Raw genomic sequence first — 24,977 nt, forward strand, 5'->3', positions numbered from 1 at the left:
GCCCGGCACCGCGGCCCCGCCGGCCCCCGGCCCCGCCGGCCCCCGGCCCCGCCGGGGGCCGGTCAGTGCTCGTGTCCCGGGTCGTGGCCGGGGATCGTGCCGTCCTCCTCGGTCACCAGGAAGAGGCCCGCCATCCCCATGTCCGCGTGGCTCTGGACGTGGCAGTGGTACATCCAGGCCCCGGCGCCCACGCCCTCGCCCGCGATCACCTGGAAGCCGAACGAGTCCGCCGGGCCGGTGATCCTGTTGTCGATGACGGGGGTGTGGTCGTCGGGGCCGGCGAGCAGCCCGGTGCGGTTGTCCGCCCAGCGGTGCCCGTGCAGATGGAAGGTGTGGTAGTACTCGCCGTGCGTGATCGAGATGAACTCGACCCGCTCGCCGAGCTTCGCGGTGACGTCGTACGGGTCGTCGGCGGCGCGGTTGTTGATCGTCATGTCGTTGAAGACGATGGTGAACTGCTGGTCCGGCAGGACGTCCCCCGCGCGGCGCACGACCAGCGGGCCGTAGAGGCCCTTCCGGATGCCGGCCGTGCCGTGGACGGTGCCGACCGCGTGGTCGTGGTAGTGCCAGTAGCCGGCGCTGCCCGCGTCCCAGGTGCCGTCCGCCCGGCGGCGGGGTTCATGGGTGCGCCAGGTGTGGGTGCGGCGCTCGCCCGGCGCCACGGTGCTTCTGCTCAGCGGGGTGCCGTCGCTGCCGAACGCGTAGTCCACGCCGTGCGGATGGAGGCTGAGGGTGACGTCGGCGAGGTTCACCAGCTCGATGTGCAGGGTGTCGCCCTCGGTCATCTCCAGCAGCGGCCCGGGGACGGTCGCCCCGCCCGGCTTGAGGCCGTAGCCCAGCCGCCCGCCGGGGAGGTTCTCCGCGTAGAGGGTCAGGTACCGGACCTCGCCGCCGGCCTGCGCGGTGGCCGTGCTCCGGGCTCCGGCCGCGTTCCGTAACGGTGCCGGGCCGCCGGGCGCGGCCGCGGCCGCGGTGGGGGAGAGGGCCGCCGGGGCGGCCAGGGCGGCCGCGGCGACGCCGCCGGTGAACGACCGCCGTGAGAAGAAGCGCCGCGCCGTGCCGCTGCCGCCTGCCTCGGTCATCTGAGCTCCCATCCCCCGCGGGCCGTCGCCCCGGGGCGTCTGCGGGTCGTCTGGGGTCGTCGCGTCCGTCCGGGAGGGACCGCCCGGCCCCGGTGCTGCCAGGGCGGGGACGGCATCAAGGTAGCGGCCCCCGAGGGGTTCTTCCAGGGTCTGGACAAAGTTTGTTGATGTGCGGTCATTGGTATTGGCGGTCCGTCAAAAGCCCTCTAGCTTCGAGACATTGCTGCGATCACAGAGGGGTGAGAGAGCTATGCGGGCCAATCCGCAGCCAGGACCCTCGGCACAACGAGGGCGCACCAGGGGCCGCGCGTGGACGACAGCAGCGCTGGCCGCCGCAATGACCGCGACCCTGCTGGGAGGGGCCCCGGGGGCCACGGCCGGTCCCGCCGGCCCGCGACCCGCGCCGGCGGTGCCGCTGCCACCGGTCGCCGCGGCGGCGGAAGCCCCGCCGTCCGCGGCATCCTTACCCGGGGGCTCCGCCGCCGGGGACGTCGGCGTGCTCGTCTTCCACGACTCCGGAGGCCGGCCCTCGGCCAGGACCGCGGCCGGAATCGAGGCCGTGGAGGAGATCGGCCGCCAGGGCCCGGCCGAGGAGCGGTTCACCGTCGACGCCACCGACGACCCCGCCGTCTTCACCACGCAGAAGCTGCGCCGCTACAACGCGGTCGTCTTCCTCTCCACCCCCGGTGACGTCCTGAACAACGCGCAGGAGGACGGCTTCCGGGCCTACGTCGAGTCCGGCGGCGGCTTCCTCGGCGTGTACGACGCGGCGCGCACCGAGCCGGACTCCTCCTGGTTCACCGGCCTCATCGGCACCCGGCCCGCCGGTGACGGCTCGCCCGGGGTGCAGCGCGCCACCGTCGAGACCGGCGACCGCGGCCACCCGGCCACCGCGGACCTGCCCCAGGAGTGGTCCCGCAAGGACCACTGGCTCAGCTGGCGGCCCAACCCCTCCGGCGAGGTGCACACCGTCGCGCGGGTCCGCGAGCGCACCTACGACCCGGGCGCGGACGCCCTCGGCTGGGACCACCCGGTCTCCTGGTGCCGCGACTACCGCGGCGGCCGCTCCTTCTACACCGGCATGGGCGGCACCGAAGCCGCGTTCGCCGAGGAGCGGCTGCGCACCCATCTGCGCGGCGCCCTGCTGTGGACCACCCGGCTCGCCCGCGCCGACTGCCGGGCCACCATCACCGCGAACTACGAGGCCACCCGCGTCACCGAGCCCAACACCCCCGGGCAGGCCGACCGGATCGGCGAGCCGCACGGCCTCGTCACCGCCGGGGACGGCCGCGTGTTCCACATCGGCCGCGGCGGCGGCGCGAACGGCGATCCCGTGGTCACCGACTGGGACGACCCCGACGTCGGCCTCGGCATGGGCACCGTCCACGTCTGGGACCCGCGCACCGGGGAGAGCCGGCTCGCGGGCGTCGTCGAGGTCTTCGGCAACAAGGGCGGCGGCGGGGAACTCGTCAAGAACGAGGAGGGCCTGCTCGGGATCGAACTCGACCCGGACTTCGCGGAGAACGGCTGGATCTACCTCCACTACACCCCGCACTCGGAGATCGACCGCGAGAACCACCTGGCGCGGCGCCGCGTCTCCCGCTTCACCCTGGACCACGCCACCAACCGCTTCGACCCGGCCTCCGAGAAAGTGCTCCTCTCCTGGGAGGTGCAGATCCACAGCTGCTGCCACGCGGGCGGCGGCATGGCCTGGGACTCGGCGGAGAACCTCTACATCGCCACCGGTGACACCAACTCCAGCCAGTTCAGCGGTGGTTACTCCGGCAACAACCCGGAGCCGGCCTTCCGCGGCGTCTCCTTCGCCGACGCCCGCCGCACCGCCGGCAACACCAACAACCTCAACGGCAAGATCCTCCGCATCCACCCCGAGGACGACGGCACCTACACGATCCCCGAGGGCAACCTCTTCACCGGCGAGGAGGAGGGCGGCGGCAGGACCCGCCCCGAGATCTACGTGATGGGCGTGCGGAACCCCTCCCGCATCTCCGTCGACCGGGAGACGGACACCCTCTACGCGGGCTGGGTCGGCCCCGACGCCGGTGCGCCCAGCCCCGTCTGGGGCCCGGCCAAGTACGACACCTTCGCCGCCATCACCCGGGCCGGCAACCACGGCTGGCCCTACTGCATGGGCAACAAACAGCCCTACCGCGACCGCAACCTCCCCGACCCCTCCCAGCCCCTCGGCTGGTACGACTGCGATCACCTCAGGAACGAGTCCCCCCACAACGACGGCCTGGTGGACCTCCCCCCGGCCCGCTCCAACACCATCTGGTACTCCCCCCAGGGCGGCGTCCCCGACTACCCGCGCGACGGCGACGGCATCCCCAGCTACCAGCAGGACGAGGCCCGCTATCTGCTGCCCTGGCTCAAGGGCGGCTCCCAGGCGGCCATGAACGGCCCGGTCTACCGCCACGACGACGGCAGCGGCAGCGCCGTCACGTGGCCGGAGTACTGGGACGGCAAGTGGTTCGTCGGCGACTTCTACGACGGCGAGCAGCCGCGGCACGCCGTCGCCCTGGACCCGGACACCGCGGACAAGGGCGGCCTGCCCGTCCACGCCGAGAGCCTGGACGGCATCGTCCCGGCCGGCCCGGGCGGCATCCGCAACCTCATGGACTGGAAGTTCGGGCCGGACGGCGCCCTCTACGTCCTCGACTACGGCCGGGGGTTCTTCACCTCCACCCGCGAGTCGGCGCTGTGGCGCATCACCTACCGGGGCGGACCGCCCACACCGCTGCCCGGCGACCTGGTGACCGGGGCCGGCACGACCGGAGACGGGAGCAGGGGATGAACGGGACCAGAGGGGCCGCGGTGCCCCGGCGGCTCACCGGATCGCGCGGCCTGCTCACCGCCCTGGTGCTGGCCCTGCTGGCGGCTCTCGGACTGAGCGCGCCGCCCGCCGCGTACGGCAGGGACGGCGCGCGCCCCGCCACGGCCGCCGACCAGGTGCTGACCTGGACGGCCGGCAACCCCACCGACCGCTATCTGACGGCCCCGGCGGAGGCGGTGGCCGGCCCGGCCACCATCGTCTTCGAGAACAGCGAGGCCACCGGCAACACCACCGGTATGCCGCACACCCTGACCTTCGACACCTCCGACCCCTCGCGCCACAACGCCGACGTCGATCTCAACATCCTGGCCAACCCGGCCGACGACAACGGCGGCCGGCACACCGCCGAGGTCACCCTCACCCCGGGCACGTACCGCTACTACTGCACGATTCCGGGGCACGGCGCCATGCAGGGCACCCTTGTCGTCACCGATCCGGGCGGCGGCGAGGACACCACCGCCCCGGAGACCTCCCACGAGATCAGCGGGCAGCGGGACGCGGACGGCGCCTACCTCGGCGGCGCCACGGTGGCCCTCACCGCCTCCGATGCCGGTTCGGGGGTGGAGCGGGTCGAGTTCGCGCTGGACGGCGGGGAGTTCGCGGAGTACGCGGCGCCCGTGGCGGTGGACGCGGTGGGTGCGCACCGGCTGGTGTACCGGGCGGTGGACCGGGCGGGGAACGTGTCGGCGGAGAGGGCGGTGGAGTTCACGGTGGTGGCGCCGCCGGAGGAGGACACGACGGCGCCGGAGACGTCGGCGGAGGTGAGCGGTGAGCGGGACGCGGACGGCGCCTACCTCGGCTCCGCCACCGTGACCGTCACCGCCTCCGATGCCGGTTCGGGGGTGGAGCGGGTCGAGTTCGCGCTGGACGGCGGGGAGTTCGCGGAGTACGCGGCGCCCGTGGCGGTGGACGCGGTGGGTGCGCACCGGCTGGTGTACCGGGCGGTGGACCGGGCGGGGAACGTGTCGGCGGAGAGGGCGGTGGAGTTCACGGTGGTGGCGCCGCCGGAGGAGGACACGACGGCGCCGGAGACGTCGGCGGAGGTGAGCGGTGAGCGGGACGCGGACGGCGCCTACCTCGGCTCCGCCACCGTGACGATCACCGCCACCGACGCCGGATCCGGTGTCGGACGCGTGCAGTACTCCCTCAACGGCGGCCCGTATCTGGCCTACACCGCACCGGTGACCGTCGCCCGGGCCGGCGCGCACCTCCTCCGTCATCGCGCCACCGACAAGGCCGGCAACACCTCGGCGGCGAGGACGGTGGCCTTCACGGTCGCCGAGGAGGACACCACCGGGCCGGACTGCCCCGAATCCGACAACCGGCGGACCGTCATCATCGGCACCGTCGACACCGGTGTCCCCAACCGCCTCACCGGCAACGGCTGCACGATCAACGAGCTGATCGAGGACGAACGGGCGTGGGACGGGGAGAACGACTTCCTGCGTCACGTCACCGCCGTCGCCGACGGCCTCCGCGCGGAGGGCGTGGTCGACGAGCGCGAGCACACCCTCCTCACCCGCGCGGCCCGCGAGTCCGCCATCGGAACGCCGGGTCACACCGGCGGCTACCGCACCCTGTTCGACGGCTCGGCCGCGTCCTTCGCCGACTGGGAGCACGTCGGCGGCGGTGCCTTCGGCCTCACCGGCGGCGGCGCGATGACCAGCAGCACCACCCGCGGCGGCCTCGGCATGCTCTGGTACCCGGACCGCCAGTTCGGGGACTTCTCCCTCAGGCTCCAGTTCCGCGACGACGCGCCCGGCTCCGGCCGCGCCAACAGCGGGGTGTTCGTCCGCTTCCCCGACCCGCACTGGCATCCGGGCGAGTCCCGCCCGGAGTGGGTCGCCATCAAGTACGGCCACGAGAACCAGATCCTGGACCGCGCGGACGGCGACATGTACAAGACGGGATCCGTCTACGGCTTCGACAAGGTGAACCTCGACGGTGCCGGTGTGGAGGAGAAGGGGGTCTGGAACGACTACGAGATCCGGGTCGTGGACCAGCGCTACTGGATCCTCCGCAACGGCGTGCTGCTCAACGTCTTCGACAACGACCCGGGCCTGGTTTTCAGCCCGCCCCGCGCGGACGACCCGGGCACCGCGGGCCGGCAGTACGCGGACGGTTTCATCGGCCTGCAGACCCATGGCACCAGCGATGTGATCTCGTTCCGCAACATCCGGATCCAGGAGCTGTAGCGGCTCCCCGGAGAGCCGCGAGCCGGGGAGCCGCGAGCCGGGGAGCCGGGGAGCCGGTTGGACGGGGAGCCGGAGAACGCGGCACCGCCGCCCCGGGCACGGGACTCCCGTGCCCGGGGCGGCGGCCCGATCCCCGCCCGCCCCCCGGCCGGGGGGCGGGTGAGCGGATCAGCTGTGGGGGCAGTTGCCGCGGAACTCCTCGATCTGCAGGCTCGGCCGGGGAATCGGGCAGAGGAACTGCTCGTAGCGGGTGTCGTTGTCGACGAACCGCTTCAGCCAGGAGAGGGAGTACTTCGCGATCTGCGTGTCCGGGAGGTTCGGAGCGAAGTGCGTGGCGTTGTTCAGCTCCATGTACGCCCGGTTCGTGGAGGACCGCAGGCTCTCGTAGAACGGCTCGGCGTGGGTGCGGACCGAGGCGATGCTGTCGGCCTCGGCGCCGATGATGAAGGTCGGGACGGTGACCTCACCCCAGGTCTTGTCGAGGTTCCACGGGGTCAGCGGGATGGCCGCCTTGAGCGAGGGCCGGTCGCTGGCCGCCTCCAGCGCGCCGCCGCCGCCCATGGAGTGGCCCATGACGGCCAGCCGGTTGCGGTCGATCCGGCCGCGGACGGCGCTGTCCTCGACGAGGTAGTCCAGCGCCGCCAGCAGCTGGCGGCCGCGCTGGCCGGGCTGGTCCAGACGGGTGTTGGTGTCGATGGTCAGCACGACGAAGCCCTGGGAGGCCAGCCGCGGCCCGTACCAGGCCATGCTGCCCTCGTCGGCGGTGAACCCGGGGGCGATCGCGACCGCGCCGAAGGTGCCGTCCGAGGTGGTGGTGGGGTAGTAGATCGTGCCGCCGCCGAATCCGACGACGAGCGAGGAGACGTTCCGCTCGGACACCGAGTACGGGCCGCGGCTCGCCTCGATGCTGCGCTCGGTCGGTGCCGGGCCCCGCTCGTAGGGGTTCTCCGCAGCGGCCTGAACGGCGGCCTGAACGGTGGTCTCCGGGGCGGCCTGGGCGGCCGGCGTCAGTGCGGCGCCGGTCCCGGTCAGGGCCAGCGCGAGTCCGGCCAGGGTCAGCCGGAAGGTGCGGGAACGGGGTGCGCGGTGGTGCCGGCCCGCCCCGGGGGTGGAGGTGTCGTGGTGCAGCGGCTCCATGAGCGTGTACTCCCTGAAGTCAAGGGGGGTGTGGGGGAACGTGGGTCATCGTTCAACCGCTTCGCGCCCGCCACATCGGTGAAATCACCGGCCTTCGCGCCGTGTTGGCGCCGCGGTCTCCGAACCCCCAGGTCAGACCCGGCCCGTTGAGCTGTCTCCTTCGCCGGGACGATGCGCGCCCGCCCCGCGAGCCGCGATCATGGCGGGGTGTCCTCACTCCCGAACCCGCCACGGAACACGCCCCCTGAGCCCGCGATGGTGGTGTGCGGCGACGACGCGCTCGCCCACCGGCTCGCCGCCGAGCTCTCCGGGATGTACCAGGAGCCGGTGACGCTCGTCCTGCCGCCCACCGGGGAGGGGCGCCGCCCGCTGGCCGGCATCCCGGGCCGCCGGGAGCCGGTGGCGCCCGTACGGGTGATCGAGGCCCGCTCCCTGGAGGACGAGGTGCTGGCCGAGGCCGGGGTCGCCACCGCACAGGCGCTGGCCCTCGTCCACGACGACGACGAGACCAACATCCACGCCGCCCTCCGCGCCCGCCGGCTCAACCCCCGGGTGCGGCTGGTCATCCGCCTCTACAACCGCAAGCTGGGCCGGCATCTGGAGGAACTCCTCGACCGCTCCGTGGAGATCGCCGCCCCCGACCTGGACCGGGCCGCCGTCGACGCCTCCACCACGGTCCTCTCCGACGCCGACACCGCCGCACCCGCGCTCACCGCCGCCGCCGTCGTCGGCACCAGCAAGGTCGTCCACGCCGACGGGCTGATCCTGCGCGCCGCCGAGCGGCCGCCCGCGGCGGGCGGGGGGCCGGACCCCCGGCCCTCCCTGTGCACGCTCGCCCTGTACTCGGCCGCCGACGGCCCGGACGCGGGGGAGGGCTCCGAGGACAGCGGCGACGAGGGCCCGCGGCTGCTGCCCGGCGACGAACTGGCGGCGGCGTCCCCGGAGCGCGGCCGGGTGGTCCTGGAGACGGTCAGCCACGACGGTGTACCGCCGGTGCCGCGCCGCCTGGGCCGCACCCCGCCGCTGAGCACCCTGTTCTCCCGGCGGATGCGGATGGCGCTGCTCGGACTGGTGACCGCGGTCGGGGCGCTGGCCGTCGCCTCCGTCCTGCTGACCGGTGACGACCCGCTGCACGCCGCCTACCTGACCCTGCTCGACCTCATCGCCATCGGCGACCCCGCCGAGGGAGAGGAAACCGCCCGGCAGATCCTCCAGCTGCTCTCCGGCATGGTGGGCCTGCTGCTGCTCCCCGTCCTGGTGGCTGCCGTGCTGGAAGGACTCGGCACCTTCCGGTCGGCGAGCTCGCTGCGCCGCCCGCCGCGCGGGCTCTCCGGGCACGTGGTGCTGCTCGGGCTGGGCAAGGTCGGCAGCCGGGTCCTGTCCCAGCTGCACGAGATGGGCGTCCCCGTGGTCTGCGTGGAACACGACCCCGACGCCCGGGGCGTGGCGCTCGCCCGCCGGTACCGGGTGCCGACGGTGATCGGGGACGTCACGGAGGAGGGCGTGCTGGAGGCGGCCAAGGTGCACCGCAGCAGCGCCCTGCTGGCCCTCACCAGCTCCGACAGCACCAATCTGGAGGCGGTGCTGTACGCCCGCGGGGTCTCCGGCCGCCTGCGGGTGGTGCTGCGGCTCTACGACGACCGGTTCGCCGCCGCCGTCTACCGCACCCTGCGCGACTCCCACCCCGGGGCGACGACCCGCAGCCGCAGCGTGTCCTCGCTGGCGGCGCCGGCCTTCGCCGGGGCGATGATGGGCCGCCAGGTGCTGGGGGCCATCCCGGTCGAACGGCGGGTGCTGCTGTTCGCCGCGGTGGAGGTGAAGGACTGCCCGGCCCTGGTGGGCCGCACGGTCCGGGAGGCGTTCCGGCCCGGCAGCCGGCGGGTCCTCGCCCTGGACGTGGCCGCCCCGGCGCTCCGCCGTCCCGACCTCGCGGCCCTGCCGCCGGGCTGGCAGACCGTGGAGCGGGAGCTGCTGTGGCAGCCGCACCCCGGCTACGTGCTGCGGCCGGAGGACCGTGTGGTGCTGGCCGTCACCCGGCAGGGCCTCGCGGAACTGCTGGGCCGGAACCCGCGGTCCGGCGGGGACGGCCCCGGGTGCGCGGCCCGGGGCTGAGCCGGGGCGTACGGGGCAGGGGGCCGGAACGGGGCAGGGGGCCGGAGGAGAGGGGCGTGAGCCGGACGAGGGCCCGTCCGCGGCCACCGGATGGTGGTGCGGAACGGGCCCTCGTGCGCTGCGGCCGTGCGGCGGCGGTGCTCCGGGTCAGAGCTTGGCGGCCGGCTCGCCCATCCCGTCCCCGCCGGAACCGGAGACTCCCGCCCGGCGGTCGCGGAGGTGCTGGAGGAAGGAGGCGAGTTCCCGCTTGACGATCGGCGCCAGCAGGTAGAGGCCGATGATGTTGATGACCGCGGCCAGGAACAGCATCGCGTCCGCCATGTCGATCAGCGCGCCGAGGGTGAGCATCGAACCCGCCGCGACGATCACGCTGAACAGCACCTTGTAGATGTTCTCGCTGGTGCGGCTCCGGCCGAAGAGGTACGTCCAGCACTTCAGGCCGTAGTAGCTCCAGGTGATGATCGTGGAGAAGGCGAAGAGCAGCACCGCCACGGTCAGGACGTACGGGAACCACGGCAGGACGGTCTCGAAGGCGTCGGACGTCAGCGTCACGCCGTCGCCGGGACCCTCGCCCGCGGCGGCCGCCTCACGGGCGTTCTCCCAGCTCGGGGTGGAGGCGATGACAATGGTCAGCGCGGTCATCGTGCAGATGACGACGGTGTCGATGAACGGCTCCAGCAGCGCGACCAGGCCCTCGGTCACCGGGTGCCGGGTCTTCACGGCGGAGTGCGCGATCGGCGCGGAGCCGATGCCCGCCTCGTTGGAGAACGCGGCCCGCTGGAAGCCGACGATCAGCACACCGATCGCACCGCCCGCGACGCCCTGGGGGTTGAAGGCACCGCTGATGATGCTGTTGACCGCGTCCGGCAGGGCCGGGATGTTGACGCCGATGACGATGAGACAGGCGGTGACGTAGATGCCCGCCATGGCCGGCACCAGCCGGCTGGTGACATTGGCGATGGACTTGATCCCGCCGAGGAGCACCAGGGCGACCAGAGCGGCGAGCAGCACGCCGAAGAGGAGGGCGCCGGTGGAGTTGCCGAAGACGCCGTCCTCGCCGCCGGTGACGGACCGGAGCTGGGTGAAGCTCTGGTTGGCCTGGAAGAGGTTGCCGCCGAAGAAGGTGAAGAAGAGCAGGGAGACCGCGACGCCCACGGCGAGCACCTTGCCGACGCCGCTCATGCCGCGCTCGGCGAGGCCCTTGCGCAGATAGTGCATGGGGCCGCCGGAGACGGTGCCGTCCTCGTGGATGTCCCGGTACTTCACGCCCAGGGTGCACTCGACGAACTTGGTGGCCATGCCGAGCAGACCGGCGATGATCATCCAGAAGGTGGCTCCGGGCCCGCCGATGGTGACGGCGACGGCCACACCGGCGATGTTGCCGAGGCCCACCGTGCCGGAGACCGCGGCGGTGAGGGCCTGGAAGTGGCTCACCTCACCGGGGTCGTCCTTGTCCTCGTATTTGCCCCGCACCAGGTCGACCGCGAGTTTGGCGCGGCGGGCCTGGACGAAGCCGAAGTAGAGGGAGAAGACGACTCCCGCGACGACCAGCCAGCCCACGATCCAGGGGAAGGGGGTGGGGAAGACGCCGAAGTCGGTCTCGTAGAAAACCCACTTGACCAGAAACGCGGCTACGGGATCGAAGACACCGTTGACGGTTTCCTCGATCGTCGAGGTGACGGAATTGCTTGCCATGAAGGGAACCTCTGGCTGGTGTGGTGCTGAGGACGAGGGCTCACCATCCGGCGGTTGCCGATGGTGCGCTGATAAGACGGATTGGGAGTTCCTATCACGGAGAGCGACCGCACCGGTGTGACCTGGGTCACTGAGTGGCCCGGGCATGGCAGTCTTTATTCCCCTGTAACCGGGCAAAAGCGCGGGATAGATTCGCTATACAGGAACACCGGCCCCGGTGAGCGGTGCGGCGCCGCGCACGCACCGTTACATGATCGCAATGCTCGGCCCGGCCCCCTCCGTCCCCGGGCAGGCGGTGGAGGGCCGGGCCGGACGCCGTCCGCGTTCCTCAACGCGTCACGACATGCCGCTCGTCCGGGACGCAGTGCGTCATGGTGAGGCCCGAGACGTCGCGCGGCGGGTTCTTGCCGAGATTCGCCAGCCGCCGCTGGTCCTCCTCGGTCAGCTGCTGGCCCGGCAGTGGTTCGAGATGCGCCACCTCCGGGGTGTCGATCCCCAGCCCCTCGCCGACCCGCAGCCCGAGGTCGTTCTCCACCAGCAGGAAGTGCCAGAGCATGCGCTCCCGCACCGGGCGGTCGCACTGGGAGAGCAGGGTGACGCAGTTCCGGACCAGGTCGTCGCGCTCCCACTCCTCCAGCAGCAGATAGCGCTGCCCGGCCTGGAGGTAGTCGTTGGTGCGGGGGATGCGCTTGCGGGTCAGCTTGCCGCGGATCTCGGGGCCCTGGTCGTCATGGGTGGGGTAGGCCGCCTCCTGCAGCCCGCCCAGCGCCGACGGCTCGTAGTTGATGTGGGTGTTCTCCGCGCCGCCGTCGACGTGGTACGCCATCTGGCCGTCGCGCTGGTGGGTGCGGACCGGGGCGTTCCTGGCCTGGTTCACCGGCAGTTGCAGGTAGTTGGGGCCCACCCGGTAGCGCTGGGTGTCGCTGTAGGAGAAGGTCCGGCCGACGAGCATCTTGTCGTCCGAGAAGTCCAGCCCGTCGACCAGCACACCGGTGCCGAACGAGATCTGCTCGTTCTCGGCGAAGTAGTTGGCGGGCATCCGGTCGAGCACCATCCGGCCCACCGGCCTGGGCGGGAAGTCCTGCTCGGGCCAGGTCTTGGTGTCGTCCAGCGGGTCGAAGTCCAGCTCCGGGTGCTCGTGGTCGTCCATCATCTGGACGAGCAGCTCCCACTCCGGGTGGTCGCCGCGCGCCACGGCCTCGTAGAGGTCCTTCGTCGCGTGGCCGGTGGACTCGGCCTGCACGTTGGCGGCGTCCTCCTCCGTCATGCTGCGCACGCCCTGCTTGGGCATCCAGGTGTACTTCACCAGCTTGGTGCCGCCGTGGGCATCCACCCACTTGTAGGTGTTGACCCCGAAGCCCTGCATGTGGCGGTAGTCCGCCGGGATGCCGCGCGGGCTGAACAGATTGACCAGCATGTGCATCGATTCCGGCGTCTGGCTCATGAAATCGAAGATGCGGTTCGGCTGCTGCTCGAACGTGACCGGGTCGGGCTTGAGCGCGTGGATCACGTCCGGGAACTTGATCGCGTCCCGGATGAAGAAGACGGCGAGGTTGTTCCCCACCAGGTCCCAGTTGCCGTCCTCGGTGTAGAACTTCACCGCGAAGCCGCGCGGGTCCCGGGCGGCCTCCGAGGAGTCCCGGCCCCCGATGACGGTGGAGAAGCGGACCGCGACGTCGGTGCGCTTGCCGCGCTCCTGGAAGAGCTTGGCGCGGGTGTAGCGGTCGATCGGCTCGTCGCCCCAGGCGCCGTACGCCTCGAAGTAGCCGTACGCGGTCACGCCGCGGGCGTGGACGACGCGCTCCGGGATCCGCTCCCGGTCGAAGTGGCTGATCTTCTCCAGGAACTGGTAGTTCTCCAGGGTGGCCGGTCCGCGCGGACCGACGGTGCGCTGGTTCTGGTTGTCGTAGACCGGGTGCCCCTGCCGGTTCGTGAGCACCGGCCTCTCGTCCCCCCGGCCGGCGCCCTTCTTCTCCACGTCCGTCACGGTGCTGGGCTCCTTCGCTCGTCGGTGCGCCGCGCCGCGCCGATTGCCGCGAGCGGCTGCGTGTGCGTACCCCGATGGGAGGGCGGCCTAACAGCAGAAGGAAGGGCGTTCCTCCGGTTCCGCGGGAGCGGCATCGCCGTAATTGCAGATGTACTTGCAGTGACGGTCGCTCCGGAGCGAGGATGGTTCTTCCCGGGCGAACCGCCCCCTCAACCGCCCCTCGGACGCTGTGGAGTGCGCGATGACAGCACATCAGGCACGGCGGGGCGGCGGCCCGGATCCGACCGGGCCGCAGCGCCGGGGCGGCCCCCGCGCCGGTGCGCCGGGCGGAGCCCCGCCCGCCACCGGTCCGGTGCCGGGCACGGCGGGGACGACGCGGGCGGCCGCGCCCGGCCCGGCCGCGGCCGAGACGGACCGCGAATGGGACCCGTTCACCCGCCTGCTCCTGCTGCTGGAGGTCTCCGGGCGCCGGTCCTGGCTGGAGGGCCTCACCTCCCCCGACCGCACCTGACCGGCGGGGACCGCGGCTCACCCCGCCCCGGGCGTGCCGGGGATCGCCGGGGCGCAGCCGCCCGGCCGGGCGGCAGCGGCCTCACCGGCGGGGGAGCTTTCCCGCCGCTTTCCGCGTCCGCCGTCCACGGTCCGCCGCCGGCCGCACGCCCGGCTTCCGGGGGCCGGGGCCCGGCGGTGGAGTAAGCCGGGGAGACGGGGTACCTGCCACAGAAGCGCACCGGTGGGTTCCGTGGACCGGTGCGCCGTCCGCCGCGTCCCAGGAGGAGACCCCACCATGGCCATCGCCACCGTCAACCCGGCCACCGGCGAGACGCTGAAGACCTACGACCCCCTCGGCGGCGCGGAGACCGGCGAGCGGATCGACCGGGCGCGCCGGGCCTTCCACACCTACCGCCTCACCGGCTTCGGCAGGCGCGCCGAGCTGATGAACCGCGCGGCCGGTCTGCTGGAGGAGGAGCAGGAGGACATCGCGCGGACCATGACGACCGAAATGGGCAAGACCCTGGCCGCCTCCCGCGCCGAGACGGCCAAGTGCGTCAGGGCGATGCGCTGGTACGCCCGCAACGCCGAGGCCCTGCTGGCGGACGAGGAGCCGGCGGCCGCGGACATCGAGGACGCGGGGGCCGTCCGCGCGTACGTCCGCTACCGCCCGCTCGGGGTCGTCCTGGCCGTCATGCCGTGGAACTTCCCGCTCTGGCAGGTGATCCGCTTCGCGGCACCCGCCCTGATGGCGGGGAACACGGCCCTCCTCAAGCACGCCTCCAACGTGCCGCAGACCGCCCTCTACCTGGAGGACCTGTTCCGCCGGGCGGACTTCCCGGGAGGCTGCTTCCAGACACTGCTGGTCGGCTCCGGCGCCGTCGAGGGCATCCTGCGGGACCCGCGGGTCGCCGCCGCCACCCTCACCGGCAGTGAGCCAGCCGGCCGTTCGGTGGCCTCGATCGCCGGGGACTCCGTGAAGAAGACGGTGCTGGAGCTGGGCGGCAGCGACCCGTTCGTCGTCATGTCCTCCGCCGACATCCCCGAAGCGGCGAGGACCGCCGTGACCGCGCGGGTGCAGAACAACGGCCAGTCGTGCATCGCCGCCAAGCGCTTCATCGTGCACACGGACGTCTACGACGACTTCGTGGGCCGGTTCACCGCCGCGATGAGGGAGCTGACCGTGGGCGACCCGATGGACGAGTCCACCGACGTCGGGCCACTCGCCAGTGAGCGCGGCCGGGCGGACCTGGAGGAGCTGGTCGAGGACGCACGGGCGGGCGGGGCGAGCGTGCTCTGCGGTGGCCGTCGGCCGGAGGGGCTGCCGGACGGCTGGTTCTACGAGCCCACGGTGCTGGCGGACGTCACCCCTTCGATGCGCATTCATCGCGAGGAGGCGTTCGGGCCGGTGGCCTCCGTCTACCGGGTCTCCGGCACGGACCAGGCGGTGCAGCTGGCCAACGACACCCCGTTCGGGCTCAGCTCCAATGTCTGGACCCGCAACCCGGAGGAGCAGCGGCGCTTCGTCCGTGATCTCGAAGCGGGCGCCGTGTACGTCAACGGCATGACGGCCTCGCATCCCGCGCTGCCCTTCGGCGGCGTCAAGCGGTCGGGTTACGGGCGCGAGCTGGCCGGGCACGGCATCCGCGAGTTCTGCAACGCCACCGCGGTCTGGTACGGGCCCTCGCACGCCGAGACCGGGCCCGCCGCCGTGGAGTGAACGGCCCGGAAGGGGGCGGGCCGCCGCGGTTCGGCCGCGCCGCGCCGGGCCGCGCCGGGCCGGGCCGCGCCGCGCCGGGCCGCGCCGCGCCCGTGCCCCCGCCCGGCTTCCGTGGCCCGGCCCGTACGGGCGGAACCGGGCGCCCGGAGGCAGGCGGCCGCCGGGCCGGGCGCCGCGTGCGCGCGGCCCACGGCCGGGCCGGGCCCGGCAGGCCGGTGGTTCCCGGCCGGGAACGGAACCACCCGGCCCCGGATGCGCCCGAATGGGGGGAGCGGCCGGGGTGAAGGGCCCCCGGGCCGGGTACGCGTCCCCCCGTCCCCGGCGGGCCGCCGCCGGGGCATACCCGCCGGACCACGAACTGGGAGACCTCGATGACGAGCCCGAACCCCGACCCCGTACCCCCGGCTCCGACCCCGCCGCCGGGGCCCGGCCCCCGTCCCGTACCGGAACCGGTGCCGCCGGCCCCCACCCCGCCGCCCGGCCCCGGGCCCGGGCCGACGCCCGGTCCCAACCCGGGGCCCACGCCCGTACCGGAGCCGGACCCGATCCCGCCCGTCCCGCCCGGCCCGAACCATCCCGAGCCCACACCGGAGCCGCAGCCCAATCCCAGCCCGGTCGGCGGAACGGCGGCGAACTGACCGATGGACCTGCTCGACGCCTTCGACACCGCGTGGCTGGAGTTCGACCGCCGGGTGCACCGGATCCGCGCGGACCAGTGGGGCGACCCCACCCCCTGCACCGCATGGACGGTGCGCGACCTGGTGAACCACCTGACCGGCGAGCATCTGTGGGCCCCCCGGCTGCTGCGCGGAGCCACCCTGGCCGAGGTCGGCGACCGCTTCGACGGCGATGTGCTCGGCGACGACCCCGTCGCGGCCTGGGAGCGGGCCGCCGCGGAGTCGCACGCCGCCTTCCACCGGCCCGGCGCGCTGGACGGCCGGGTCCACACCAGCGGCGGGGAGACGCCCACCACCGCCTACGGCTGGCAGATGACCACGGATCTCACCGTGCACGCCTGGGACCTGGCCCGGGGCATCGGTGACGACGACGCCCTCGGCGACGAACTCGCCGCGACGGTGTACGAGCGGGTCGAGCCGGAGGCGGCCGGCTGGCAGGGCTCCGGTCTCTTCGCCGCACCGGTGCCGGTGCCGGACGGTGCCGGGGCGCAGGACCGGCTCGTCGCCCTGCTCGGCCGGAAGCCGTGACCCGGGCGGGTGCTGCTCCTGTCCAGCGGGGCCGCACCCGGGCCGGGCGCGGCCCCGCACGGCCGCCGTCCCGGCGACGGGGCTGCTCCGGCGCCGCCCGGTGCGGGCGGCGCCGGGGGCTCACCACGATCCGCCGTCGCTCCGGCCACGCCCCCGCGGGCCCCGGTACCCGGCCGCGAACGCCGCCCTCCGGGCCCGCCGGCGGCGCACCCGCTGCCGCAGGGCCCAGGCCAGCGCTGCGCAGAGAGCGGCGGCCGCCCCGGCGTACGGCAGCAGCCGCCCGGTTCCGGAGGTGGTGTCGTTCTCCGGCACGGTGGCGGTGCCGGCGCTCCGCACGGCCGCCGGCGGCCCGTGGTGCGGCTCGGAGGCGTGTTCGGCCGGCGGAGGGTTGAGGGTGCCGACCGAGGGGGCGTCGTCGGCGATGGAGAAGCCCCAGTCCAGCAGGGACCGCGCTTCCTCGTAGACGGCGTGGGGGCGGCCGGACCGCGGGTTCATGACGGTGACGAGCAGGGTGCGCCCGTCCCGCCGTGCGGCGGCCGCCAGGGTGTTCCCCGCGTGGGTGGTGTAACCGTTCTTCACTCCGATGAGCCCGGGGTACGGCTCCACTCCCGGCCCGCCGCTCAGCAGCCGGTTGGTGTTCTGGACGGCGAAGGTGCCGAGGGGCCGCCCCCGCGCGTCCCGGCCGGTGGGGAAGCGCGTGGTGGCCAGGCCGGCGTAGCGCGCGAAGTACGGCTGTGCGAGCCCCGCGCGCGCGAAGAGACTCAGGTCGTACGCCGAGGACACCTGGCCCGGGGCGTCGTAGCCGTCGGGTGAGACCACCCGGGTGTCGAGCGCGCCGAGCATCCGTGCCCTGGCCCGCATCTGCCGGACGGTGTTCTCCACCGAGCCGTTCATCGCGGCCAGGACGTGCACCGCGTCGTTGCCGGAAGCGAGGAAGACCCCGCGCCAGAGATCGGCGACCGTGTACCGGCGGCCCGGCCGCAGTCCGACCATGCTGCTGCCGGCGCCCACGGCCCGGAGGTCCGCGTCCCGCACGGTGCGCAGGTCGTCCTGGGGGAATTTCGGCAGCAGGGTGAGGGCGAACAGCATCTTGAGGGTGCTGGCGGGCGGGAGTCTGAGATGGGCGTTCCGGGCGGCCAGGACCCGGCCGGTACGGGCGTCGGAGACCATCCACGACCGGGCGGACAGGTCCCGGGGGAGGGTCTTCGCCGCTCTGCCGCCCGGCAGATGGAGGCCGGGGGCGGACAGGGGCCGGGTGTCGCGGACCGCCGAGCGGGGGCCGTGCCGGCCGTCCTGCCGTTCGTCCGCGTGCGCCGTGGGCACGGTGCAGCCGGTGAGGAGGGCGAGGAGGGCGAGGGCCGCGACACCGCTCCGCGGGATGATTCCGGGGGACTTGTCCATATCTGCACCGTAGGAACGGTCCGCCGGGCCTGCCGCGTGTTCCTGCTCCATCCGGGCCGCTGTCCCGACGCCACGCCAAATCCCGTGCCGCGCAAGCCAGGTGACGGTGTGCCGGTGCGCGTGCCGCCGTGCGGGCAGCACGAACGCCGCCGGGCCGGCCGTCCCTCCGGGGCCGGGCGGCGTGCCGGCGTCCGGAGCCGCCCCGCCCCGTCCGTCCGTCCGGCGGGCGGGCGGGCGGCGGGGCGGGGCCGGGGACGGGTCCGCCGGGTGGAAGCGGTGGTGCCGGGGTATCCGGGGGCCGTCCCGGCGGAAGGCGGAACCCCGGCGGTGAGGTCCTGGGCGTGGGGGTCCGGGGCGCGGGGGTCCGGGGCCGGGCCCGGAGGGCTGGACCAGCGGCGGTCCGGGGGAGGACCGGCAGGGCCGCCGCCGCGTCGTCAGCCCGCCTGTGTCGCGGGGACGACGAACACGACCCCGCGGCCGGCGGCGGTGCCCGTGCGCTGTTCGCCCGGCGACATGAGGACGCCCGGCTCGCCTCCGCAGTCGGCGGCCGGGTAGAGCTGGGCGGCCAGCTCGGTGTCGTTGCGGAACGCCGTGGGCACGACGCCGTCGAAGGGGTAGCAGATGCCCACCCGGGGGGTGTCGATCTGCTGTTCCGGCCGGGTCTCCCCGTAGGCGAAGGACAGGGGGGCGGGCAGTTCGGAGGGTACGGAGGCGGACGGCTTGTCGCTCCCGTCGCCGGCCGAAGTGTCCTCGGACGACGCCATCTTGGCGCCCACGAGTACCGCCGCGATGATTCCCGCCGCCGCCGCGACGGACAGATATCTGGTCAACACGCGCATGGGTCCTCCAGGGCCGGTTCAACACGTTCTCGTGATGCACCTTGGCCCCCGGCGACCCGCCGGCCCACCAGGCATACCGATAAGTAACCCGATAAGCCTACTAATTGTTTCCGTGGCTCCCCCTCCTCTCGGCCGCCCGGGGGAGTACCGGCCGCGGGCGGCCGGAGGCCAAGGGATGCGGCCGCTCACCACACGCAGCACAGTTGGGGCATGGAGATGCTTTCGCTGAGGGCAACGGCCGGGGAGCAGTTGGCGGCGGCGTACCGGAGGGAGGGCGGCCGCGCCGCCGTCACCGTCTTCCCCGGGCGCGGCCGCCGGCTGCGGCAGACCGTCATCGCGCTGCGCGGAGGAGCGGGGCCCACCGAGCACGACAGCCCGGGCGAGGCCACCGTGCTCGTGCTGACCGGGCGGGTCCGGGTGGGCACCGGCCCCGGCGACGTCACGGAGGGGACCAACGGCGATCTGATCCTGCTCCCGGACACCCGCCACGAACTGGAGGTGCTGGAGGACTCGGTGGTCCTGCTCACCGTGGCCGGGAACTGATCCGCAGCCGGCCGCACCGCCGCCGAAGTTTCTGCTGGGGACATTGAACACACGGGCGGTCACGGTCCGTACCTCCTGCCGTCAGAGGCGCACACCCGCGCCGGACGGGAATGCGGATCGCAGGAGAAGATGATGAGGAAGTGGCAGAGCGCCTCGATCGCGGTGACGGCGTCGGCGGTGATGCTGTTGACCGCCTGCGGCCAGGAGCCGGGCGGCGCCGGTGCGAACGCGGCGCAGCCGGCGGGCCAGGCGGAGGCCGCCGTTCCGCAGGACACGGGAGGTGTTGACGGAGCAGGCGGCAGCACCGGCGCTGCGCAGAAGGCCAAGCCCGCGGGGCAGCTGACCATCGGTGACAGCGAGGAACTCGGGCCGGTCCTGACCGACAGCGCGGGGTTCACCCTGTACCGCTTCGACAAGGACACCGCGAACCCGCCGAAGTCCAACTGCGAGGGTGACTGCGTCAAGGCGTGGCCGCCGGTCCCGGCCGCCGACGTCTCCTCGACCAGTGGTATCGACCAGGCCCTGCTGGGCGAGGTCACCCGGTCCGACGGCACCAAGCAGCTGACCGTGGACGGCTGGCCGATGTACCGCTACGCCAAGGACACCGAACCCTGGCAGACCAACGGCCAGGGAGTGGGCGGCACCTGGCACGCGGCGGCACCGGACGGCAAGAAGGCGGAGCCCGGCAGCGAGACGGGCGGCGAGCCCGCGGGCAGCGCCCCCGCCGGCGGTACCGGGGCCGGAGCGGACCTGCCCGCCATCTCGGCGGTCAAGGACGCGAAGCTCGGCGAGATCCTGCGCGACGCCGAGGGCCGCACGCTCTACCGGTTCACCAAGGACAGCGCCTGGCCGATGAAGTCCAACTGCGTCGGCAAGTGCGAGGAACTGTGGAAGCCCGCCCGACCGGTCGATCTGAAGGACGTCGAGGACGTCAACCCCAAGCTGCTGACCACCTTCAAGCGGGCGGACGGCAGCAAGCAGCTGTCCATCGACTGCTGGCCGCTGTACTGGTACACCGGTGACGAGAAGCCGGGCGACACCAACGGCCAGGGCGTCGGCGGCACCTGGTTCACCGTGGCCCCCAGCGGAAAGCTGATCAAGGACTGACGGCCCGCGCCGGGCGAGCCACGCGCCCGGAACCCCTGCCTCTTCCCGCCCCGCCGGACCACCCGGCGGGGCGGAAGCCGTCACGGGGCCGTCACGCTCGGGCATCTCACCGGTCGTGCATCCGGACCGGAGGTGACACAGTGGCCTTGGAGGTCGTACCTGCGAAGCCGGCGCACCGCCGACGGCGGTCGACCGCGTCGGGAGGCCACATGGTGGAACGAGACGCGGCCCCACGTGCGGGGCCGCCCGGCGGCGACACCCGCCTGCCCCCCGACACCGCCAGGAACCTGGCCCTCAACCGCATCGGCCTCTTCGAATGGGACATCGAGAGCGGCCGCATGCAGATGGACCCGGTGGCCCTGGACATCTTCGATCTCCGGCCGGAGGAGTACCCCGGCGACGCCGACTCGCTCATCAGCCGGCTCACCCAGGAGGAGTCCGACCGCATCGACGCCGTCGTGGACGAAGCCCTGGCGAGGGGCCGCGAGGCCCACGGCACCTACTTCCGCATCCGCCGGCGTGACGGCTCGCTGCGCTGGGCCCACGGCCAGGGCCACTTTCTGCCCGAGGAAACCGGCCGGCCGCGGCGCATCGTCGGCATCGTCCGCGATGCGACCCAGGAGCTGACCAGCGCCGTTGAGCGGGGCGCCGTGGAGGTCGGGCACCGCCCGCCCGTCATCGGGATCGAGATGACCGCCGCCGCCCTCAGCCGGGCCCTGACCGTCCGGGACGTCATCGAGGTTCTGGAGAGCATCGGCGGCGGCATCGGCACCGTCCCCGAGAGACCCGTCACCCTGATGCTGGGGCTGGTGGAGGGCGGCCGGCTCCACCTGGTCACCCGGGGCCGGGTCGGCGCGGTGCCGGTGCCGGAGTACTCGGCGCTCGACGACGAGAACCCCATGTGCGAGGTGGTGCGCACCAGGGAGCTCCGGCTGATCGGCTCCCGCCAGGAGTACGCCGAACGCTACCCGCGGCTGTGGCCGCACCTGGAGCCGCTGGAGTTCGGCTCGGCCGCCTATCTGCCGCTGGTCGCCCAGTCGCGGACGCTGGGCGCGGTCGGCATCCTCTTCAGCGAGGAGGTGCCCTTCACTCCCGAGGACCGCGGCTCCTACATCGGCTTCAGCAGCTCCCTCGCCCAGAGCCTCCAGCGGGCCATACTCTTCGACCACGAACACGAGATCGCCGAGGGCCTGCAGCAGACCATGCTGCCGCGCATCCCCGCAGTCCCGGGAGCCGAGGTGGCCGTGCGCTACCGCGCGGCCCGCCTCCGCCGCGAGCTGGGCGGCGACTGGTACGACCTGGTCCCGCTGCCCGGCGGGAAGGTCGGTGCGATCGTCGGGGACGTCACCGGGCACGACATCAAGGCGGCCGCCGTCATGGGCCAGCTGCGCATCGCCCTCCGGGCCTACGCGGCCGAGGGGCACTCGGCCGCCACGGTCATGGCCCGGGCCTCCGTCTTCCTCCAGGAACTGGGCGGCGACCGCTTCGCCACCTGCCTCTACGCCGAGGCCGACCCGCTCGCGGGTGAGCTGCGGATCGTCCGGGCCGGCCATCTCGACCCGCTGCTGCGGCAGGCCGACGGCACCTGCCGCCCGCTCCCGGTGGCCGGTGGCCTGCCGCTGGGGCTGTCGGCCGAGTTCGACGCGCTGGAGTATCCGGTGACGCCGGTGGAACTCGGCGCGGACGAGACCCTGGTCCTCTACACCGACGGGCTCATCGAGCAGCCCGGCACCGACCTGGACGAGGGCCGCAGGGAGCTCATCGAGGCCGTGACCACCGGCCCGTACGACCTCGAGGAACTCGCCGACCACTTGCCCAGCGCCCTCGGGTACCGGACCGGTGACGACGACACGGCCCTGCTGCTGATGCGCCGGGTGGGGGCCCCGGCACCCCACCTGCGGCGGCGGCTCCACCAGCACGTCGCCCCGGCGGACCCGGAATCCCTGGCCACCGCCCGGCACATGCTCCGCGAGGCGGTACGCGCCTGGGGCATCACCGACCGGGCGGACGACATCGAACTGGTCGCCGACGAGCTGATCACCAACTCCCTGCTGCACACCGACGGCGGTGCCGTGGTCACCGTCCTCATGCTGCCCGGGGCCGAGCGCCGGCTCCGGCTGGAGGTCCAGGACCGTTCCAGCGGCTGGCCCCGCCGCCGCCAGCCCGGTGACGCGGGAACCTCCGGGCGCGGGCTGCTGCTGGTCGACATGCTGACCGATGTCTGGGGCGTGGAGTCCCGCGGGCCGGGCAAGGCGGTCTGGTGTGAATTCGGCACCACGGCGGGACACTGACAGCCGGATGCCGGATGCCGGATGCCGGATGCCGGATGCCGGATGCCGGATGCCCGCGGAAGTCGGGTACCAGAGGCCGGATGCCTGTGGAAGTCGGGTACCGGAGGCCCGGAGCGAACCGGCCCGGCCGGCCCACCGGGCCGTGCGCTCCGGACCCGCGCTCGGTCCACCGCGCTCTCCTCCACCGCGTTCCGGCTCCCGACCCCGGGGCACGGGGAGCGCCTTGCGGCGGCCGGAGTGGGACGGCCCGTTCCCCGGCGGCCGGGGCGGCCCGGACCGATGAACGGTGCGCGGGCCGCTCCGGGCACGCTGCGAACGGGAGCGGGCGCGGGCGGCTGCCCGGTCCGCCGGAACAGCGTGGTCAGAGTTTGCGGAAGGTACGGGCGTCGTCGGTTGCCGACAGCACCATGCCGAGATCCGCCCCGGCGGACGCCGTGACGACGGCCGCCACCGCACCTTCGACGAACGGCGCGTCCGCGATCCGTACGCCCTCGGGAAGCGCGTCCGGGCCCGTGTCGGCCAGCAGCGTCTTGACGGTGAGCACCGCGCTGCCCATGTCGCAGAGCACCACGACCCCCGCACCCTCGTCCGCCCGTGCGACCGCCCGGCGGACCAGCTCCGAGCTGGTGCCGATGCCCCCGGCCTCCGCGCCGCCCGCGGGGACGACCGGCGAGGGATCTCCGGCACCCACCAAGTCCCGGGCCAAGTCGGCGGTGGACCGGGCCACTTCACGGCTGTGCGAGACGAGCACCACCCCGACCCGGCCCGGTGCGCGGCCGGCAGCTGCCCGATCGGCTTCGGCCCCGTCCCTGTCCCCGGCCCTGTCCCTGTCCCCGGCCCTGTCTCCGGCTCCGGCCTCGGTCCCGGCCTCGGTCCCGGCCTCGGTCCCGGCCTCGGCCTCGGTCCCGGCCTCGGCCTCGGTCCCGGCTGGGCCTCCGCTTCCGGCCCGGGCTCCCGCCCCGGCTCCGGCCTGCCCGCCGGTTCCGGCACCCGTGCCCGTGGCGGTTCCGGTGGTCCCTCCCGCCTCTGGGGCGGGGCCGCCGGCCGCCTCGTGCAGGGCGGTGAACAGCAGGGCCGTGGATGTGGCGCCCGGATCCTGGTGGCCGATGCTCCGCTCGCCGAGATAGCTGGCACGGCCACGGCGCGCCCGCATCGGGACCGTCGCCCCGGCCCCCTCCCGGGCGGCGCCGGCCGCCGCCGCCAGCGCCTCGGTCAGCGGCGCGCCCTCCCCGAGGGCCCGCTGGTACGCCTCCGCCGCCGGGGCGAGGGCGTCCACCATGGTCTTGTCCCCGGGCCCGGAGTCACCGAGCCTCCGCACCCCGGCCACGGCGGCCGCCAGGGCCTCGCCCAGGGCCTGCGGCGATACGGTCGCGTCCTCGCCGAGTGCCTTCGCGGCGCGGCGCAGCACCGTTCCGTAGAGCGGGCCGGACGCGCCGCCGACCTTGCCGATCAGATGGGTGCCGAACCCCTTGAGCAGAGCGCCCGGCGTCGCGGCCGCCGCGTACGCCTCGGAAGCGGAGGCGGAGTCGAAACCGCGCCGCATGTTGGAGCCGTGGTCGGCGTCTCCGATGGCCGAGTCGAGATCGGTGAGATGGTCCGCCTCCCGCCGGATCGCGGCGGCGGCGAGGTCCAGCCAGCGGCGGAAGAAGGCGGTGTCGAGCACGGGGGCGGGGGAGTCCGGGGACGCGGTCATGGTGGAACTCCTCGGTTCGCGGCGGCTGGTACGGGAGCCGGGAGGGGCGGCCCGTACGGAACCCGTCCAGTCTGGAGGCCGCGGCCCCGCCCGTCGACGGCGTTGATCGGGTTGTCGGTGCGCGTGTCGCGTCGTGCGCCGCCGTCGCGCGCCGCCGGGTTCGCGCCGCGCGGCCGTGGCGCACCGCGATCCGGTGAGGGGCTTCCGCTTCCGTCACCGGACTCCGGCGCGCGCCGGTGCCTCTGGAGCCCCGGCGCCGCCGGAGCGGCGGTGCCGTCCCGGCGGGGGCGAGGGGACGGGAGGCGTGCCGGCCGGCTGGACCGACCGGGGGCACGGGCTCCGGTGGACCGTCATATCCCTCAGCAGCAGACGACGTTGTCATCAGCGCATGGGGGACCACGGCTAGGGCTCCGTGCTCCGGCTGTTGGCGTGCTCCGGCTGTCGGCCCGGCCGCGTCGTCCGACCGCGCGTCCCCCGGGCGTAACGGCGTGCCGGGCAGGGGAACCTCCGCCCGGTCCGGACGGAGGGGCGGGGGCGGGCCCTTCCGACGGCCACCGGCTTCCGCCGGGAGCGGAGGGCCACGGACCGGCGCGTCCGCCGCTCGGACCCCGAGGCGCGCCGGGCGGC

Annotated in this window: 16 protein-coding genes; 9 read left to right on the forward strand and 7 right to left on the reverse strand. The window is 73.9% G+C overall.

All coding sequences use genetic code 11. From position 1 onward, the window contains the following. Positions 1-62: 62 nt before the first annotated feature. Positions 63-1,082: a multicopper oxidase domain-containing protein gene (locus KBZ10_RS20680; protein WP_210989169.1), complete on the reverse strand. Its 1,020-nt coding sequence runs from the start codon at positions 1,080-1,082 to the stop codon at positions 63-65. Positions 1,083-1,332: 250 nt separating this feature from the next. Between KBZ10_RS20680 and KBZ10_RS20685 the strand changes: the two genes are divergently transcribed. Together KBZ10_RS20685 and KBZ10_RS20690 are read left to right on the forward strand one after the other, a co-directional pair. Then, entirely contained in the window at positions 1,333-3,894 is a 2,562-nt protein-coding gene (locus KBZ10_RS20685; RefSeq protein WP_374223384.1) for a ThuA domain-containing protein, read from the forward strand. Beyond that, positions 3,891-6,128 (forward strand): OmpL47-type beta-barrel domain-containing protein, encoded by a 2,238-nt coding sequence (locus KBZ10_RS20690; protein ID WP_210989171.1) that lies wholly within the window; start codon positions 3,891-3,893, stop codon positions 6,126-6,128. Before KBZ10_RS20685 ends, KBZ10_RS20690 begins: the two co-directional genes overlap by 4 nt. A 168-nt stretch (positions 6,129-6,296) precedes the next feature. Here KBZ10_RS20690 and KBZ10_RS20695 read toward each other — a convergent pair whose 3' ends face one another. Continuing rightward, positions 6,297-7,265 (reverse strand): serine aminopeptidase domain-containing protein, encoded by a 969-nt coding sequence (locus KBZ10_RS20695; protein WP_210989172.1) that lies wholly within the window; start codon positions 7,263-7,265, stop codon positions 6,297-6,299. Between the two features lie 255 nt (positions 7,266-7,520). On the opposite strand from KBZ10_RS20695, the gene KBZ10_RS20700 reads away from it, so the two are divergent. Further along, positions 7,521-9,377 carry an NAD(P)-binding protein gene (locus KBZ10_RS20700; protein ID WP_210989207.1) on the forward strand — a complete coding sequence of 619 codons (1,857 nt, stop codon included), beginning with the start codon at positions 7,521-7,523 and terminating at the stop codon, positions 9,375-9,377. Between the two features lie 147 nt (positions 9,378-9,524). Here the strand turns inward: KBZ10_RS20700 and KBZ10_RS20705 are convergent, their stop codons facing one another. Next, positions 9,525-11,072, reverse strand: a complete 1,548-nt coding sequence (locus KBZ10_RS20705; protein WP_210989173.1) for a sodium:alanine symporter family protein — start codon at positions 11,070-11,072, stop codon at positions 9,525-9,527. Positions 11,073-11,400: 328 nt separating this feature from the next. Continuing rightward, entirely contained in the window at positions 11,401-13,059 is a 1,659-nt protein-coding gene (locus KBZ10_RS20710) for a catalase (protein ID WP_210989174.1), read from the reverse strand. Positions 13,060-13,300: 241 nt separating this feature from the next. Here KBZ10_RS20710 and KBZ10_RS20715 point away from each other — a divergent pair, with 241 nt between their 5' ends. The 3 genes from KBZ10_RS20715 (at position 13,301) to KBZ10_RS20725 (ending at position 16,476) form a co-directional block, all read left to right on the forward strand. Next, on the forward strand, positions 13,301-13,570 hold the full coding sequence (locus KBZ10_RS20715; protein ID WP_210989175.1) for a hypothetical protein: 270 nt from the start codon (positions 13,301-13,303) through the stop codon (positions 13,568-13,570). Positions 13,571-13,846: 276 nt separating this feature from the next. Then, the gene (locus KBZ10_RS20720) at positions 13,847-15,271 is read left to right on the forward strand and encodes an NADP-dependent succinic semialdehyde dehydrogenase (RefSeq protein ID WP_210989176.1); all 1,425 of its coding nucleotides are present in this window, start codon (positions 13,847-13,849) and stop codon (positions 15,269-15,271) included. 641 nt (positions 15,272-15,912) lie between these two features. Then, complete coding sequence (locus tag KBZ10_RS20725; RefSeq protein ID WP_210989177.1) at positions 15,913-16,476, forward strand: TIGR03086 family metal-binding protein; 564 nt, start codon at positions 15,913-15,915, stop codon at positions 16,474-16,476. A 120-nt stretch (positions 16,477-16,596) separates the two neighbouring features. Here the strand turns inward: KBZ10_RS20725 and KBZ10_RS20730 are convergent, their stop codons facing one another. Then, on the reverse strand, positions 16,597-17,877 hold the full coding sequence (locus tag KBZ10_RS20730; protein WP_210989178.1) for a D-alanyl-D-alanine carboxypeptidase family protein: 1,281 nt from the start codon (positions 17,875-17,877) through the stop codon (positions 16,597-16,599). A gap of 434 nt (positions 17,878-18,311) precedes the next feature. Next, a complete protein-coding gene (locus KBZ10_RS20735; protein WP_210989179.1) occupies positions 18,312-18,716 on the reverse strand; it encodes a hypothetical protein in 405 nt (134 codons plus the stop codon). A gap of 210 nt (positions 18,717-18,926) precedes the next feature. Between KBZ10_RS20735 and KBZ10_RS20740 the strand changes: the two genes are divergently transcribed. The 3 genes from KBZ10_RS20740 (at position 18,927) to KBZ10_RS20750 (ending at position 22,657) form a co-directional block, all read left to right on the forward strand. Then, positions 18,927-19,259: a LuxR family transcriptional regulator gene (locus KBZ10_RS20740; RefSeq protein WP_210989180.1), complete on the forward strand. Its 333-nt coding sequence runs from the start codon at positions 18,927-18,929 to the stop codon at positions 19,257-19,259. A 132-nt stretch (positions 19,260-19,391) separates the two neighbouring features. After that, on the forward strand, positions 19,392-20,366 hold the full coding sequence (locus KBZ10_RS20745) for an SCO0930 family lipoprotein (protein ID WP_210989181.1): 975 nt from the start codon (positions 19,392-19,394) through the stop codon (positions 20,364-20,366). Between the two features lie 209 nt (positions 20,367-20,575). Next, the gene (locus tag KBZ10_RS20750) at positions 20,576-22,657 is read left to right on the forward strand and encodes a SpoIIE family protein phosphatase (RefSeq protein ID WP_247702704.1); all 2,082 of its coding nucleotides are present in this window, start codon (positions 20,576-20,578) and stop codon (positions 22,655-22,657) included. A gap of 361 nt (positions 22,658-23,018) precedes the next feature. Here the strand turns inward: KBZ10_RS20750 and dhaL are convergent, their stop codons facing one another. Next, positions 23,019-24,350, reverse strand: coding sequence for a dihydroxyacetone kinase subunit DhaL (dhaL, locus tag KBZ10_RS30355; RefSeq protein WP_210989182.1), 1,332 nt, complete (start codon positions 24,348-24,350; stop codon positions 23,019-23,021). Between the last annotated feature and the right edge of the window lie 627 nt (positions 24,351-24,977).

Origin of the sequence: Streptomyces sp. F63, from assembly GCF_018070345.1 — a bacterium.
In the GTDB taxonomy this organism is placed as follows: Bacteria; Actinomycetota; Actinomycetes; order Streptomycetales; family Streptomycetaceae; genus Streptomyces.

Coding starts and splice junctions, on each gene's coding strand:
- KBZ10_RS20680 (WP_210989169.1), bottom strand. CDS start 1,082: ATGACCGAGGCAGGCGGCAGCGGCACGGCGCGGCGCTTCTTCTCACGG.
- KBZ10_RS20685 (WP_374223384.1), top strand. CDS start 1,333: ATGCGGGCCAATCCGCAGCCAGGACCCTCGGCACAACGAGGGCGCACC.
- KBZ10_RS20690 (WP_210989171.1), top strand. CDS start 3,891: ATGAACGGGACCAGAGGGGCCGCGGTGCCCCGGCGGCTCACCGGATCG.
- KBZ10_RS20695 (WP_210989172.1), bottom strand. CDS start 7,265: ATGGAGCCGCTGCACCACGACACCTCCACCCCCGGGGCGGGCCGGCAC.
- KBZ10_RS20700 (WP_210989207.1), top strand. CDS start 7,521: ATGGTGGTGTGCGGCGACGACGCGCTCGCCCACCGGCTCGCCGCCGAG.
- KBZ10_RS20705 (WP_210989173.1), bottom strand. CDS start 11,072: ATGGCAAGCAATTCCGTCACCTCGACGATCGAGGAAACCGTCAACGGT.
- KBZ10_RS20715 (WP_210989175.1), top strand. CDS start 13,301: ATGACAGCACATCAGGCACGGCGGGGCGGCGGCCCGGATCCGACCGGG.
- KBZ10_RS20720 (WP_210989176.1), top strand. CDS start 13,847: ATGGCCATCGCCACCGTCAACCCGGCCACCGGCGAGACGCTGAAGACC.
- KBZ10_RS20725 (WP_210989177.1), top strand. CDS start 15,913: ATGGACCTGCTCGACGCCTTCGACACCGCGTGGCTGGAGTTCGACCGC.
- KBZ10_RS20730 (WP_210989178.1), bottom strand. CDS start 17,877: ATGGACAAGTCCCCCGGAATCATCCCGCGGAGCGGTGTCGCGGCCCTC.
- KBZ10_RS20735 (WP_210989179.1), bottom strand. CDS start 18,716: ATGCGCGTGTTGACCAGATATCTGTCCGTCGCGGCGGCGGCGGGAATC.
- KBZ10_RS20740 (WP_210989180.1), top strand. CDS start 18,927: ATGGAGATGCTTTCGCTGAGGGCAACGGCCGGGGAGCAGTTGGCGGCG.
- KBZ10_RS20745 (WP_210989181.1), top strand. CDS start 19,392: ATGAGGAAGTGGCAGAGCGCCTCGATCGCGGTGACGGCGTCGGCGGTG.
- KBZ10_RS20750 (WP_247702704.1), top strand. CDS start 20,576: ATGGTGGAACGAGACGCGGCCCCACGTGCGGGGCCGCCCGGCGGCGAC.
- dhaL (WP_210989182.1), bottom strand. CDS start 24,350: ATGACCGCGTCCCCGGACTCCCCCGCCCCCGTGCTCGACACCGCCTTC.